The 13480-nt window shown below is 56.9% G+C and carries 13 protein-coding genes; 3 read left to right on the top strand and 10 right to left on the bottom strand.

Annotation, left to right across the window (positions count from 1 at the left end; all coding sequences use genetic code 11):
* The first annotated feature begins 80 nt into the window (after positions 1–80).
* Positions 81–1145 carry a BMP family ABC transporter substrate-binding protein gene (locus tag Q666_RS56640; protein ID WP_022998629.1) on the top strand — a complete coding sequence of 355 codons (1065 nt, stop codon included), beginning with the start codon at positions 81–83 and terminating at the stop codon, positions 1143–1145.
* A gap of 343 nt (positions 1146–1488) precedes the next feature.
* Positions 1489–2337 (top strand): patatin-like phospholipase family protein, encoded by an 849-nt coding sequence (locus Q666_RS56635; protein WP_286133741.1) that lies wholly within the window; start codon positions 1489–1491, stop codon positions 2335–2337.
* A 22-nt stretch (positions 2338–2359) separates the two neighbouring features.
* Here Q666_RS56635 and Q666_RS56630 read toward each other — a convergent pair whose 3' ends face one another.
* Positions 2360–4009 carry an alpha/beta-hydrolase family protein gene (locus Q666_RS56630; protein ID WP_031268491.1) on the bottom strand — a complete coding sequence of 550 codons (1650 nt, stop codon included), beginning with the start codon at positions 4007–4009 and terminating at the stop codon, positions 2360–2362.
* A gap of 470 nt (positions 4010–4479) precedes the next feature.
* On the opposite strand from Q666_RS56630, the gene Q666_RS56625 reads away from it, so the two are divergent.
* Positions 4480–6438, top strand: a complete 1959-nt coding sequence (locus Q666_RS56625; RefSeq protein ID WP_081713346.1) for a bifunctional diguanylate cyclase/phosphodiesterase — start codon at positions 4480–4482, stop codon at positions 6436–6438.
* Between the two features lie 43 nt (positions 6439–6481).
* Here Q666_RS56625 and Q666_RS56620 read toward each other — a convergent pair whose 3' ends face one another.
* From Q666_RS56620 to Q666_RS56585, 9 genes are all read right to left on the bottom strand, one after another.
* Complete coding sequence (locus Q666_RS56620) at positions 6482–6715, bottom strand: hypothetical protein (protein ID WP_022998625.1); 234 nt, start codon at positions 6713–6715, stop codon at positions 6482–6484.
* Complete coding sequence (locus Q666_RS65155; protein WP_152533425.1) at positions 6712–7236, bottom strand: hypothetical protein; 525 nt, start codon at positions 7234–7236, stop codon at positions 6712–6714. The genes Q666_RS56620 and Q666_RS65155 overlap by 4 nt, the downstream gene beginning before the upstream one ends.
* A gap of 4 nt (positions 7237–7240) precedes the next feature.
* On the bottom strand, positions 7241–8479 hold the full coding sequence (locus Q666_RS56615; protein WP_031268488.1) for an agmatinase family protein: 1239 nt from the start codon (positions 8477–8479) through the stop codon (positions 7241–7243).
* Between the two features lie 10 nt (positions 8480–8489).
* Positions 8490–9332 carry an ATP-binding cassette domain-containing protein gene (locus Q666_RS56610; RefSeq protein WP_022998622.1) on the bottom strand — a complete coding sequence of 281 codons (843 nt, stop codon included), beginning with the start codon at positions 9330–9332 and terminating at the stop codon, positions 8490–8492.
* Positions 9329–10150 carry an ABC transporter permease subunit gene (locus Q666_RS56605; RefSeq protein ID WP_022998621.1) on the bottom strand — a complete coding sequence of 274 codons (822 nt, stop codon included), beginning with the start codon at positions 10148–10150 and terminating at the stop codon, positions 9329–9331. The genes Q666_RS56610 and Q666_RS56605 overlap by 4 nt, the downstream gene beginning before the upstream one ends.
* 72 nt (positions 10151–10222) lie before the next feature.
* A complete protein-coding gene (locus Q666_RS56600; RefSeq protein ID WP_022998620.1) occupies positions 10223–11293 on the bottom strand; it encodes a putative urea ABC transporter substrate-binding protein in 1071 nt (356 codons plus the stop codon).
* 429 nt (positions 11294–11722) lie between these two features.
* Positions 11723–11908, bottom strand: a complete 186-nt coding sequence (locus Q666_RS56595) for a hypothetical protein (RefSeq protein WP_022998619.1) — start codon at positions 11906–11908, stop codon at positions 11723–11725.
* A gap of 60 nt (positions 11909–11968) precedes the next feature.
* The gene (locus Q666_RS56590; protein ID WP_208992300.1) at positions 11969–12574 is read right to left on the bottom strand and encodes a carbon monoxide dehydrogenase subunit G; all 606 of its coding nucleotides are present in this window, start codon (positions 12572–12574) and stop codon (positions 11969–11971) included.
* Positions 12575–12595: 21 nt separating this feature from the next.
* Complete coding sequence (locus Q666_RS56585; RefSeq protein WP_051990187.1) at positions 12596–13399, bottom strand: XdhC/CoxI family protein; 804 nt, start codon at positions 13397–13399, stop codon at positions 12596–12598.
* Positions 13400–13480: the final 81 nt, after the last annotated feature.

The raw sequence follows: 13480 nt of genomic DNA, 5'->3' as shown, positions 1-13480 counted from the left end.
GGCCCGGCCCCGGTGCGATCGGGGGCTTGGCCTTAAACAAGATCGCAACAGAGAGATCGAAACAGAGGGGAAAGAACCAGATGAAATCTCTTTTGAAAGCAACCGTTGCCGCCGTTGCCTTCGCAGCTGCCGGCTCTGCCGCAAACGCTGCAGACGTCAAAGCCTGCTTTATCTACGTTGGACCAGTTGGCGACTTCGGTTGGTCCTATCAACACGACCAGGGCCGTCTCGATGCGGAAAAGCATTTCGGCGACAAGCTGGAAACCGCATATCTTGAAAGTGTGCCGGAAGGTCCGGATGCAGAGCGCGCGATCGAGCGTTTCGCCCGCGAAGGCTGCAATGTCATCTTCACCACGTCCTTTGGCTACATGAACCCGACGATCAAGGTCGCCAAGAAGTTTCCGGATGTGAAGTTCGAACACGCGACCGGCTACAAGACTGCAGACAACGTCGCGACCTATAACTCCAAATTCCACCAGGGCCGTTACATTATCGGCCAGATTGCCGCCAAACAGTCCGAATCCGGTGTCGCAGGTTACATCGCCTCGTTCCCGATCCCGGAAGTGGTGTCCGGCATCAATGCATTTCTGCTCGGTGCTCAGTCCGTCAACCCGGACTTCAAGCTGAAGGTCGTCTGGGTCAATTCCTGGTTCGATCCGGGCAAGGAAGCCGACGCTGCAAAGGCGCTGATCGATCAGGGTGCCGATGTCATTACGCAGCACACCGATTCCACCGCACCGCTTCAGGTGGCACAGGAACGTGGCGCGCATGGCTTCGGTCAGGCATCCGACATGATCCAGTTCGCACCGGAAGCCCAGTACACGGCAATCATCGACGATTGGGGTCCGTACTACATCGAGCGCATCCAGGAAGTCATGGATGGCACCTGGGAGCCCAAGAGCACCTGGGCAGGCCTTGCCGAAGGTCACGTCGTGATGGCGCCTTACACCAATCTCCCGGATGATGTCGTTGCAATGGCCAAGGAAACCGAAGCCAAGATCGCTGGCGGTTGGGAGCCGTTCACCGGCCCGATCACCAAGCAAGACGGCTCGGTTGCCGCTGAAGATGGCGTCGCCCTCGACGATGGAGCCATTCTCGGCATGAACTGGTACGTGCAGGGTATCGACGACAAACTGCCGCAATAATCGCGGTTATCACCTATCCAGGACGGCCCGGAGCCAGCGGTTCCGGGCCGTTTTCATATCCGGTGACCGATTGTCTGAATGTTATGCGTAAAGCACCTGCTTCCGATCGCGATCGTTCTGATTGAAGACTTGCGCAGAAATCGCCGCAACGTTGAATCGCAACATCGACACCTCTACAAACGAAACTATAATTTCGTTTCCATCCAGGATGGATCGCCGCAATCCACACGATACGGACCTTTGACGAATGATCCGCAGACGAGAACTGATGCTCGCCGCGGCCGCTGCTGGATCTGGCAGCATGGCTCGCTTGGCCTCTGCCAGCAGCGCCCCAGAGGCAGAAATGACGAAAGACAGCCGCAGCTCTGCCCAGGGGTTCCGTCTGGCTCTTGGTGGCGGAGCCGCAAAGGCATTCGCTCACATTCCCATTCTGGAAGCGATGGATGACCTGGGTGTCAAACCCGTCGAAATTGCCGGGACATCAATGGGGTCGATCCTGGGTGCTTTTTACGCCAGCGGTATGAGCGGTCGAGAGATCCGGCAGTTTGTAGTTGATCTCTTCACCCAGAAAACGCAATTGCTTCAAAAGCTGTTTCTGAAGGATGGCCGAACCTGGTCGTCGCTCTTCAATGTCGTCCGTCCGGCGATTATCGATCCCATCGTTCTTTTCGAAACGGTGTTTCCTGAAGACCTGGCCGAGCAGTTCTCGGATTTGAAACTGCCAATGAAGATCGTTGCGACGGATTTTTACACCCAGTCGCAGGTGGTTCTGGAGGAGGGGCCCTTGCTGTCTGCAATTGCAGCCTCGTCCGCTCTCCCCATGCTTTTGACGCCTGTCAGGATAGACGGCCAGGTTTTGATAGACGGGGGCTTCGTCAACCCGACACCGTTTGATGTCTTTCAGGACGACGGCATTCCGACAGTCGCTGTCGATGTTACTGGCAGCAATTTCGAAGAGCGAAAAAGCGGGCTTCCAACCGGCCTGGAAACCTGGATCGGCTCGTTCTCGATCACCCTTCACTCGTTGGTCGCCGCCAAATTGGCCTGCAATCAACCTGATTTGTTGATTGAACCGCCAGTCGGCCGTTTCAAGACCATGGAATTCTTCAAGGTCGCGGACATCGTGAAAGCAGCAGAACCAGCCGGAGAAACCTTCAAGCGTGGCCTGGCCAGCCTCCTGGAAAATCGATAGTCGAACCAATTGGTTCCGGGCGTTAGATCGCAGGATCACGGCGCTCGAATATCTTTTTCAGCGCCTCCGCTCTTTCTGGTGACCAGCCGTCCGGATCGACAACTGCAGCCCATCCGTCGATGTAATCAGGCGCAATGTAGTAGTGCCCGTATCTGGGAACATCCAGCGCAAACATGGAATCCAGCGCAATCTGAAGCATTGTCACCACGGGAAACCAGGACAGTTTTTCTGAAACATCCGGCGCACGCGGTGAGGCCATCCAGGCTGGCGGCCTGAAGCCCGTATCGAACGTGAAGTTCACGATAGGGTCGCTGCCATAATTCAGAAACACCGCACGAATTGGGCCCCAGGGTGCGTAGTTTCCCTCCAGTCCGCCATATTGATCCATCACCCGGACAAGCGAGCCGTTTCCGTAGTTCGGACGCCATGCCGGACTGTCAGCCTTCCGCCGGTCCCGGACCTCCGACCAATAGCGCGAGAAGAAAGGAGACCCAGCCCAGAAGGCGCCCTGGATCGGGTCACCCAGCATGTCGAACAGGGGAAGCGTCGCCTGAGAGTTGAAGGCCCCCTGGCTGAGCCCGTGAACATAAAGCTCCGGCCGACTGTCTTTGGGCAGCTGCGTCCAGTGGGCATAGACCGCGTTGAAAAGGGCTCGAGCCTGATCTACCCCGTAGTCCGGATGGGCAAGCAGCGCCAGAAAACTGGTTAGGTAGGAATATTGGACAGCCACTGTCGCCACATCACCGCCAAGCATGAAATCGATTGTGTCGTGAGCTCCCGGGTCCATCCAACCGGTGCCGGGTGGTACCACAACCACAAGAACCGATCGGTCGAAACCCCCGACGCGGATTAGTTCCTGCAAAGCAAGTTGGGCGCGTTCTTCTGCGGTGTCGCCAGACCGTCGTCCAACATAGACCCTGATAGGATCAACGGCATTATCCGGCCAGAATTCGGAAATCTCTGCTGCAGTCGGAGCGGTCGCGACATAGTGACGACCCCAACGCCCCATCTCCTCCCATTTGACCAGCGACCGGGTACTGCCGGTTTTTTCCGAATCCGCAGGTTTTTCGATATCAGGTTCAAGAAACAGGTCTGCAGCCAGAAAAGACGTATCGGCCATACGAAAAGCATTACGTACAAGGGCTCCATCGACAAGTGCCCACAGGAACCAGCCAACAAGAACGATGGACAGGACCACGCCGACGCGCCTTGGAAGCATCTTGTCCAGAACAACAGCGACGGCTCTACGCAAGGCACCTGCGACCCGGAAAACCAGCCACAAGCAAAGTGCGACCAACACGCCAACAGTGACGATGAAGAACGGCGCTGCGCTCTCGAGCGGCGGCAAACCAACAGCTTCACGGGTCGCGTTCTGCCAACTGGCAGCTTTCGACAGACTGTAGACCATGATCGCAAGACTGATACCGCAAGCGGCAAGGAGCCAGAGTGTCCACAAACGTCCCTTGGGCTCCGGCAACTCCAGATAACGCCAGACACTCCTTGCCAGAAGGGTCACCTCATAGCCAAACGTCGCTGCCACGGCGGCGAGGGTCGCTTGTACAATTGGTTCCCTCGGCATCATCGACGGCGTCAGTGCGGCACCGAAGAAACTGGCCGCTACTATGAGCCCGGTTGGCGTAAGCCCATCTCGGAGTGTCCTTAAGATCGGCATTTGCACCCGCTCCCAACACGATTTCATGATCCAGCTGCAGGATTTCGTGTTGGAATGAGCGCGTCAAGACAACCTTGGGTAAACAATGGCAACATGACAGCAATCTTGTGCCCATCCCCGTTATCCACCGCAAAACCAAGCATAACTTACGTTGCGTCTTTTGACATTTAGACGGTCTTAACCGTTGTCGGGTCTAAATTCCTACATCGTGGATTGAAGGGCAGAAAGATCTTTCCGCGATCGGGGTCTACAACCGTTTTTTACTCGCAAGTTTCGTGAAAGTTTGCGGCGCTAACAATCGGGCGTAATCCACCGCTGGTCCAGCGCAGCAGGTAGATGGCCTGCCGCTGACACCGGAAATGACAAGCCGGGGGGCACCGGTTCGTCTGTGACAGAGACATTGGGCCGGAGAGGACTATCGATAAGCTCCAATTGGGGCGGTGTAATCTGTCATCAGGGCGGTTGAGCCAATGATTTTTGATAAACTGTTGCGAATAGGATTTCCGGCGCTTTGCGCCTCCCTTACGCTTTTGCTCGGTGTAAACGCCTACTCGCTCTATAGCGCGCAAGCCGACTACCTTCACAAGGATCAGTTGGAACGTTCGGTCCTCAACGACACGCTGCGCTTTAACACTACGGCCCTGGAAAAACTGATTGCACGGTACAGTGCCTTGAAAAGCCCGGAAGATGCTGCAGAGGCCGGAAAAACCTACGAAGCACTGCTGAACGCTTTCGAAACGTGGCCCAGCGACGCCTATAGCGAAATTGTGGGGCCGTCAGACTACATCCAGGACAAACTGGTCCACATCGTTCGTACGAGCAACCGGGTGAAACCGTTCCTGGATACGCTCGATGACCAGACCTCCGTGAGCAATGCACTGATCATCTTGCAGGGGATAGGAAGTTCCCTTCAACAAATCAATCAGATGGTGACCCAGGAAGCTGCCAAGCAAATGTCGGCGGCGAGAAAGAGCTTTCATTTCCACCAGATTGTACAAGACGCGCTCGTTGTTGTTTTCCTTCTGGTCAGCCTTGGATGGATCTGGTTCTCCAACAAGCGCAGCCAGGTGCTGCAAGGACAGGCAGAGGCAACTCGCGAGCAAACCAGGCTCCTGGAGCACCGGCTGGACCACGACAGTGTTACAGGCCTGGTAAATTCCCGTGTCTTTGCAGAGATCGTGCGCTCTACGCACGATACACTTGCTCCTGATCAGACCTTGAGCATTCTCAACATCGATCTGGAGTCCAGACTGCCGGCTATCAACAAGTTCAGCCTTGTAACGGAGGAAGCTATCCTGGCATCGACTGCGGACCTGTTGCGTCACGCGGTAGACCGGATGGAAGGTGTAAGTTGCCTTGCCCGCTCAGGAGGCAAGGGATTTCTCCTCATGACTGTAAGTGATGAAGAGGTTGGGCTGACTGCTTCTGTCGTCGCAAACCGGATCCACGACATCTTCCTGCGCCCGGTCCCAACGGCACTCGGATCCTTCCTGATTTCACCAGCTATCGGCTATGCGGATTCAACCGCCGTCGAGCGAGATGCCACCGACATCATTCGCAATGCGGATCTCGCAGTTGGTAATGCCGTCAGCCACAGCCGCCGCCGCGTCGTGACCTACCAACCGGCCATGCGCGCGGAAATGGAACGGCGTACAATCGTCGAAAACGCACTTGCCCGCGCCATAGAGGCGAACGAATGCCTTCCGCACTTCCAGCCACAGTTCAATCTCATGACCGGACGTATCTTCGGCGTGGAAGCCTTGGCACGCTGGTACCATTCCGAACTGGGCTGGATTTCACCCTCGGAATTCATCCCGATCGCTGAACGCAATGGCGATATCGTATCGCTGGGATGGAAGATCCTGGAGACATCGTGTTCGGAAGTACAGTTGTTGCCATCGGACCTGAGCCTGTCGGTCAACCTTTCTGTAGCGCAAATTCTGAGCGACGACGTCGTCGCAATGCTCGACGAATGCCTCGGTCGGACCGGTCTGCCAGCCTCCAGACTGAAACTGGAAGTGACCGAAACAACCTTGATGAGCGATCTGCGCCGCATTCAGACGACACTCGTTGAGTTGCGATCATTGGGTATCGGCATTTCGCTGGATGACTTTGGCGTCGGTTATTCCGCCCTGTCTTACCTGACGGACTTTGATTGGGACGAAATCAAGATCGACAGGTCGTTTGCCACCAAGGCGGTCAAGGACAAGAAAATTCGCGATATTCTCAAGATGGTCCTTGGTATTGCCGAAACCATGGGCTCTCAGGTCTTGATCGAAGGCATCGAGACAGTCGAGCAACGCGATGTACTGGTCGATATCGGCTGCACCATCGGCCAAGGCTACCTGTTCGGCGGTCCGATGGCGATCGACGACATAACGACCCTGTTCTTCTCGGATCATTCCAAAAGCACTCTTGCGGGGCTCTGATACCTCGGTTGGTATCAAGGCCCCGCTTTAACGAGAGAAACCCTCAGGACCTGCGTTCTACAGGCTGTTTCCTCGTGGTCTTTTTCGATTTCCGGACCAGGGAGACGGCCAGAACCAACCCGCTGACAGCCACGACAAGCAGCAGCTGGTGAAATGGCGAGCCAAGCAGATGCTCACCTGCGCCTTGCCAACCGGCCTGGTGATCGTGCGCACCAGGGTGTGCAAGTGCGGGGGTGGATGCCAAGGCAAGAATTGACGTCATCAAAAGCTGTTTCATTCTGCGATATCTCCATGGGCCAGACGAGTGGTGAGGATGTCGATGAGGTCAATGTCTGATCGTTGCGACAAGGATACAAAGGTGAAGGTCATGGTTTCCCGGGCTTGGACCATTGAACCTGGAAAACTCATGTAGACGAGTTCTCGGGAAGCAAAGGCCGGCGAGGCTGTACCGACCTGCCAATTGCTGACGATCTTTGCGTCGACAAGGTGCTGTATGAGACCATCGGCACCGGGGCGGTGAAACGGGACGCCGGCAAGACGCAGGTAACTGGTCTTGTCGTCGGCAGCCCGAAAGCCGTCGATGAAGCTCACCGCAAGTGCCTGCAGTTCTTCGGCCCGGTCCGCATGCGAAGCCCCATGAACATGAGAATGCAGATGGTCCGGGCCCACGTGATTATGTCCGGCGAGCCCTCTGTGATGGTGGTCATGTGTGTGGTGGTGGTGGTGGTGCTGGTGGTGATGACCATGTTCATGATCGTGGTGAACATGGTGATCGTGGCCGTGATGATGTCGCGCCATCGCCTTACTCCACGCTCGGACCGGCCGGAATGGTCACCGGCTTGTCGATGATGGATTTATGCGAACCCATTTTTCCATGTGAAACCAGGGTCCCGAGAACATCTACAATTACCCGAGTTGCCAGAAGGGCCGTGATGTCGGAGCAGTCGTAAGGTGGTGAAACTTCTACGACCTCCAGACCGCAGATGCCTTCCTTCGCGACCAGCGACACCAGCTCAAGTGCCTCTCTCGGCAGAAAGCCACCTGGCTCCGGCCAGCCGGTACCGGGCACGAACCCGCAGTCGACACTGTCGATATCGAACGAGATATAGACTGCATCTGCGTCCTTCCATGCCAGTTCCAGCGCCCGTGCGGCCGTTTCCGCTAATCCCAGTTCCTCGACATCGCGCATGGTGAAGATGTTGGTGTTCCGCTCCCGCGCAACTTCCACACCTTCGCGCGGCACCTGCCAGCCACCAATTCCGATCTGAACCAGATTGACGGCCGGTACATTGACGAGATCTGTCGCGTGGAACCAGGGCGTCGTATGCATCCGCTCATCCAGGTCCTTTTCCTGAATGTCGATATGCCGATCGAAATGCACGATACCAATGCGCTTGGACGTGCACTGGGCAATCCCGCGTACGCAAGGAAATCCGATTGAATGATCGCCGCCGATCATGATCGGCAAGGCTCCGGAGGATGCGACGTGTGAAACCGCCCGCGTTATCTGGTCAAATGTCTTTTCGATATTGGCAGGAATGGTGAAGATGTCACCGACATCGCAAAGCGTCATCTGCTCCCGAAGATCGACACCCATCTCGTAGTTGTAGGGCGTGTAGAGCGCGGAAATCTTCCGAACTCCTTGCGGCCCGAACCGTGTGCCGGGTCTGTAAGTGGTGCCCCCATCGAAGGGGATGCCGATGACGGCGGCATCATAAGCCCCGACCTTTGTCACATCCTCGATATAGGGCGCCTTCAGGAAGGTGTTGATCCCCGCATAGTGGGGCAGTTCTCCACGGGCAAAGGTCGGGATCGATTTGTCGGTGAGACTATCCGATCCCGTTAGTCCCATTCGCAGTGCCCAGGCTTTTTCCTTTTCCCACGCGGCAGAGGGCAGGGCACCTTCCTTTTCAGCGGCCTTCCAACCTCGCAATTGCAGTTTGTCGAAGTCAGGATGATGCTGTCTTCGGTTGGGGTCTCGGGTGAATTGACCTGCGGCAAGGTGGTGCGTCCTGGGGCCTGAGGCTCGATTGAAACTCATGGGATGGTCCTCATTCCTGATTGTTTGGGGTATGGATGCTTTGGAAAGACGGAGTGGGCTTGTTTGTTTGTGGAGCGCCAATTGCAACTGCGATGGCCTCCGGAGACCGCAACGATGCTCCTGTTGGCGATTTGAGCGGCAGATCGTAGGTGATGGTCGCGCCGTAGGCCTGTGGCGCCTGCGGGTCGTGGCGGATCTTGTCGAACACCAGCAGACGCGTGCCGAGCTTGAAGGCCTCGTGAATATCGTGCGTCACCATGAACACCGTCATGGACAACTCTTTCCAGAGCCCCAAAAGCAATTCATGCATGTCGACGCGTATGCCCGGGTCTAGCGCGCCGAAAGGCTCGTCGAGCAGCAGTATGCTTGGCTTCTTGATCAAGGCCTGGGCGATCGCGAGACGTTGCTGCATGCCACCGGACAGTTGCGCCGGATACTTGTTTGCCGCCGGTCGCAGCCCGATCCTGTCAAGCAGGTCGTCGGACGATTCAAAAGCCGCCTTGCGGGAAGTGCCAAAAAGCCGCCCGGTCCAGCGCGACGTTTCAAACTCTTGCGCAAGGATGAGGTTTTCAGCCACGGTCAGATGCGAAAACACCGAGTATTTCTGGAAGACGATCCCGCGCTCGGGTGTCGGCTCAAGTGGCAAGGGAGCGCCATCCAGGAGGATCTGTCCACGGGTTGGATGTTCCTGGGAAAGCAGCATCCGCAGGAATGTCGATTTTCCGCAGCCGGATGCTCCAACGATCGTGCAAAAAGACCCGGTCTGGACTTCCAGGTTGACCCGTTCGAGAACAGGAACGCCGTCGTATAACTTTGCCAGGCTCTGGACCGAGACTTTGGACGCAGTGTTCATAGCGCGTCCCCTCCCAGATGATGCCATCGAAAAGCGCGGCGCGACAGGAGGAGCAGGGCTCTGTCGAGCAGGAAGGCCAGCAGCGTTATCCAGACGACGTAAGGCAGGATCACATCCATCGCGAGGTAACGGCGCACCAGGAAGATGCGGTAGCCAAGCCCTGACGTGGAGGCGATGGCCTCGGCTGAAATCAGGAAGATCCAGGCAGGCACGAGAGAAAGCCGCAGGCTGGTGATCAGGTGCGGAAGCACCTGCGGCAACACGAGCCGCGTAACCATTTGCCAGACGCTGGCCCCAAGTGTTTCCGCCTTGATGATCATCTCCCGCGGAATGTCCAGAACCGCCTGGGCCGTGGAACGGATCATCACTGGTGCCGTTCCGATCACGATCAGGGCGACTTTTGCGAGTTCGCCAAGACCGAAGGTGATGAACAGGATCGGCAGGATGGTGATCGGCGGGATCAGCGAGAATGTCGCGAGATAAGGCGCCAGTCCGCTGCGGATATGGGGAATGAAGCCGATGGCAATGCCAAGGGAGATCGCCAGAAGGGTCGACACTGCCATCCCCGTCCCGAGACGCCAGAGACTGTCGAAAGTATCCAGCCAGAGCAAAAGGTCTCCCGACCTCCGGTCCGGCACTGCCGCCATGCGCCAGAAGGCCTCTCCCATGCTGGTGATGGAGGGGAGAAGCTTGTCCGCCGGATTGTCGAGCCGGCGATAATGGCTGGCAACCGCGTAGGCGACCAATGTCAGCACGAAAGGCAGGAGCCCAAGCGCCAGGGCGGTGACCCGGGAGGGTTTCCGGTTGATGATGCGCATGAAATGATCCGATCAGTCTATGGCTGCGGCTCCGGCGCCGAGGCGCCGGAACACCGGATCAGCAAAGGAAGCTTAGAGCGTGCCTTCCGCGGCCATTGCCATGAAACTCGGGTCGAATTTCAGTTTCACGTTTCCGGTATCGCCATAGATCGATCCATCCGGGAAAGAGACGCCGACGAATTCAGGGCTGGGTGCCCCTTCACCCAGAATGCCCTTGTCGAAAAGGAACTCGGCAACGAATTTCATCGTCTCGGGAAGTTCAGCTGACTTGGTGAACGCGACCGCTTCTGCGGGCGTGTAGAACATCTTGGTCGTCGCGAGCTGCGCGTCGTAGCCGGCAAGGTCCGTGCCGGAGGCTTCGGCCATGGCGGTGCGTGCCGCGACGCCTTCGTCACTGTCTGACGACATGATCCCCATCAGTTCGTACCAGGCGCCTACAAGAGCCTTGCCGAAGGCGGGATTGTCCGCAAGCGTCTCGGTATTGACCATCATGATATCGATGATTTCGCCTGGAATGCCGGAACTGTCGAACACTTTGGTGGCATTTTCTTCCGCTTCGATTTCAGACAGGAGCGGGTTCCAGGTGACCACTGCCGTGACATCCGGCGTCTGATAGGCTGCGATCATGTCTGCATCGGATGTGTTGACGACCGTCAGATCCTGTTCACTGAGACCAACCGTGTCGAGTGCCCGTGCGAGCAGGTAGTGGGAGACGGAAAGCTCCACCAGATTGACGCTTTGTCCCTTGATATCGGCAAGCTCGGTCTTGTCCTTCAGGATGATGCCATCGTTGCCGTTGGAGTAGTCGCCAACGATAAGCGCAGTCGTGTCGACACCGCCGCCAGCCGGGATCGAAAGGGCGTCCATATTGGTCATGGAGCAGCCGTCATATTCCCCCGCGGTGTATTGATTGATGGACTCCACGTAGTCGTTGATCTGAACGATCTCGACGGAGATGTCGTATTTGTCGGCCCATTTCTTCATGAGGCCACTGTCCTGCAGATAACCCCAGGGCATCCAGCCGACATAGATGGACCAGCAGACCTTGAAATCCGTCTTTTCCTCGGCCCTGGCCGAAGTGAGGGAAAGAGGCAGCGTCAGCGCTGCGGCGAGGAGGGAAGCTTTGGCAATCGATTTCAACATCTGTGCGCGTCTCCTGTCTTGGGCCCGGTCATCAGAACCGGACTTACGTCATGAGGTTTTTGCGCACGGCCGGGAGCAGGTTCGCGCGCGCGAAACCTCGTGCAGTTGTCTCCCGGGTTTTTGTCCCGCCGTGTCACCGGTCTATATCGGCATGTGCCTCTCAACCGGCTTGCACCTCTCGGTCCTGCGTCGTCTTGCGACCGGATCCCTAGGCGCGCTGCACATCATGACCAAAGCAAGGGGAATGCCAGAAAGGCGAAGGTGGAAAATTCGTACATTGTTTCAATAATTTAAGAAAGAGAATCTGCATTGAGCTCGTCGAAACCAAACAACAACAATTGGTAATCTGAGCAGAATATGGGCAGCATGGTGAAGAATGCACCATGCCCAGACCTTAAGCAGGCTTTGCTGATCTATCGAAAAACAGTCTCAGCCGGCGAAAGAACAGATTTGAACCAACGGCAGGAAATGCTGTTCGGTGATGCCCAGACAACAGGCGTGCGCCACCAGCAAAAATCCGGTCAAGGCCGAACCGGTGACGAGCGCCAGAACCAGCGATGGGTCGCGCATCATTTCGCGAATGCCACTCATGGCTTGAACTTCGGTATGTGCCATAACAATTCCTCCGGTTTGAACATCTGCAAGAGCCAGGCAAGCGGCTCTTGCAGTCGGGATTTACTCCGCAGGTTCGTCGACCTTACCCTCGTCACCAGCTACGTCCTGCTTTTTCTTGCCGGTGAAAAGGCCTTTGATCCATCCCTTCTTCTCTTCGCTATCTGAAGGAGCAGCGTCTGCTGGCGCGGTATCGGCTTCCACCTCGTTCGTCGCAGCCGGTTTTCCCGGGGCGACCTGTTCTCCGAAGGCGGTAAAAAACTCACCGGCAAGCCGTTTGGCGGTTGAATCGATCAGTCTGGCACCAAGCTGCGCCAGCTTGCCGCCAACCTTCGCATCAACCTCGTAGTGAAGGATCGTCGCGTCAGGACCGTCTTCTTCCAGATGAACCTTGGCGGCACCTCTGGCAAACCCGGCTACCCCGCCGGAACCTTCGCCTTCAATGGTGTAACCGTTCGGCGGATCGAGATCGTTGAGCGTCACCTTGCCGCCGAAAGTAGCTTTTACCGGGCCCACCTTGAGACGTACCTTCGCCTCCAGTTCAGTATCGGAATGCTTGATCAGGTCTTCACATCCCGGAATAGAGGCCTTCAGGACTTCCGGATCATTCAATGCCTCCCAAACCTTATGCTTTGGAGCTTCGATCCGCTGGCTGTCGTTCATTTGCATGTGGTTGCTTCCCTGGTGGGGTCAAACGTGATGGATGTTGGTCTGGCGGTGTCCGCTGCGGCGGATCATCAAGAGTTCCGCCAGGATAGAGAGTGCAATTTCTTCCGGTGCAATGGCTCCCAGATCAAGGCCTGCGGGCCCCTTGATCCGGTCGAGGGTCTGATCCGCTACGCCTTCCTCGCGCAATTTCGCCTTTAGGGCTGCAATCTTTCGGCGGCTACCGACAAACCCGATGTGGCGCGCATCCGTAAGAAGAGCTGCCTTCAGGGCCGCCAGATCGCCGCGTCCCTGGGTCGAAACAATGGAGTAGATCTGCCCGTTGCTTTGAACGGGACTGTCAAACCCTTCCGCTCTTTTTCCGGCACCTGAAAATACGGACAGGTCTTCGGCAGGCGCGCAGAAGGTCAGGTCAAATCCGATGGAAGGCGCCTGGCTCGCAAGGGCAACGGCAACCGGACTGGCGCCGTAGATGACAAGCGTGGGCCGCGGCAGAACCGGTTCTATGAAAATATCCATGGTTCCCTGGCTCGGGCACATGTTCCGGGCAAACTGAATGCCTTCGCGCTCCTCACCGGCTTCCACGCCGATCTCCGCCAACAGGTCCGCCGGTTGAAGAGAGATCAATCGTGTCTGACCATCTTCAAAAGCGGACTTTGCCGCCTTGATGACAGCCGATCTTGCGCAGCCACCGCCGATCCAGCCGCCGACAATGTCTCCATTCCTGTCGATCACGGCTTTCGCGCCCGCCTTGGCCGCGGTCACCGATATGGTGCGTACAACGGTTGCCAGAACAAAAGGTTCGTTGTCACCCTGCAATCGGTTCATCAGGCGCGGCAGGTCCTGCACGACCTCTGGCGCGGCCTCTTTGCCGGACACGGGAAAGGAATGCTTCATCTCAACATCTCC

The sequence above is a fragment of the Labrenzia sp. C1B70 genome, assembly GCF_000475395.1.
Taxonomy (GTDB): Bacteria; Pseudomonadota; Alphaproteobacteria; order Rhizobiales; family Stappiaceae; genus Roseibium; species Roseibium algicola.
Note: the sequence above shows the minus strand (reverse complement) of the source record. Positions and strands in the feature narration are given on the sequence as shown.

Coding starts and splice junctions, on each gene's coding strand:
- Q666_RS56585 (WP_051990187.1), bottom strand. CDS start 13,399: ATGAACCGATTGCAGGGTGACAACGAACCTTTTGTTCTGGCAACCGTT.
- Q666_RS56605 (WP_022998621.1), bottom strand. CDS start 10,150: ATGCGCATCATCAACCGGAAACCCTCCCGGGTCACCGCCCTGGCGCTT.
- Q666_RS65155 (WP_152533425.1), bottom strand. CDS start 7,236: ATGGCGCGACATCATCACGGCCACGATCACCATGTTCACCACGATCAT.
- Q666_RS56620 (WP_022998625.1), bottom strand. CDS start 6,715: ATGAAACAGCTTTTGATGACGTCAATTCTTGCCTTGGCATCCACCCCC.
- Q666_RS56635 (WP_286133741.1), top strand. CDS start 1,489: ATGACGAAAGACAGCCGCAGCTCTGCCCAGGGGTTCCGTCTGGCTCTT.
- Q666_RS56640 (WP_022998629.1), top strand. CDS start 81: ATGAAATCTCTTTTGAAAGCAACCGTTGCCGCCGTTGCCTTCGCAGCT.
- Q666_RS56630 (WP_031268491.1), bottom strand. CDS start 4,009: ATGCCGATCTTAAGGACACTCCGAGATGGGCTTACGCCAACCGGGCTC.
- Q666_RS56610 (WP_022998622.1), bottom strand. CDS start 9,332: ATGAACACTGCGTCCAAAGTCTCGGTCCAGAGCCTGGCAAAGTTATAC.
- Q666_RS56615 (WP_031268488.1), bottom strand. CDS start 8,479: ATGAGTTTCAATCGAGCCTCAGGCCCCAGGACGCACCACCTTGCCGCA.
- Q666_RS56600 (WP_022998620.1), bottom strand. CDS start 11,293: ATGTTGAAATCGATTGCCAAAGCTTCCCTCCTCGCCGCAGCGCTGACG.
- Q666_RS56590 (WP_208992300.1), bottom strand. CDS start 12,574: ATGCAAATGAACGACAGCCAGCGGATCGAAGCTCCAAAGCATAAGGTT.
- Q666_RS56595 (WP_022998619.1), bottom strand. CDS start 11,908: ATGGCACATACCGAAGTTCAAGCCATGAGTGGCATTCGCGAAATGATG.
- Q666_RS56625 (WP_081713346.1), top strand. CDS start 4,480: ATGATTTTTGATAAACTGTTGCGAATAGGATTTCCGGCGCTTTGCGCC.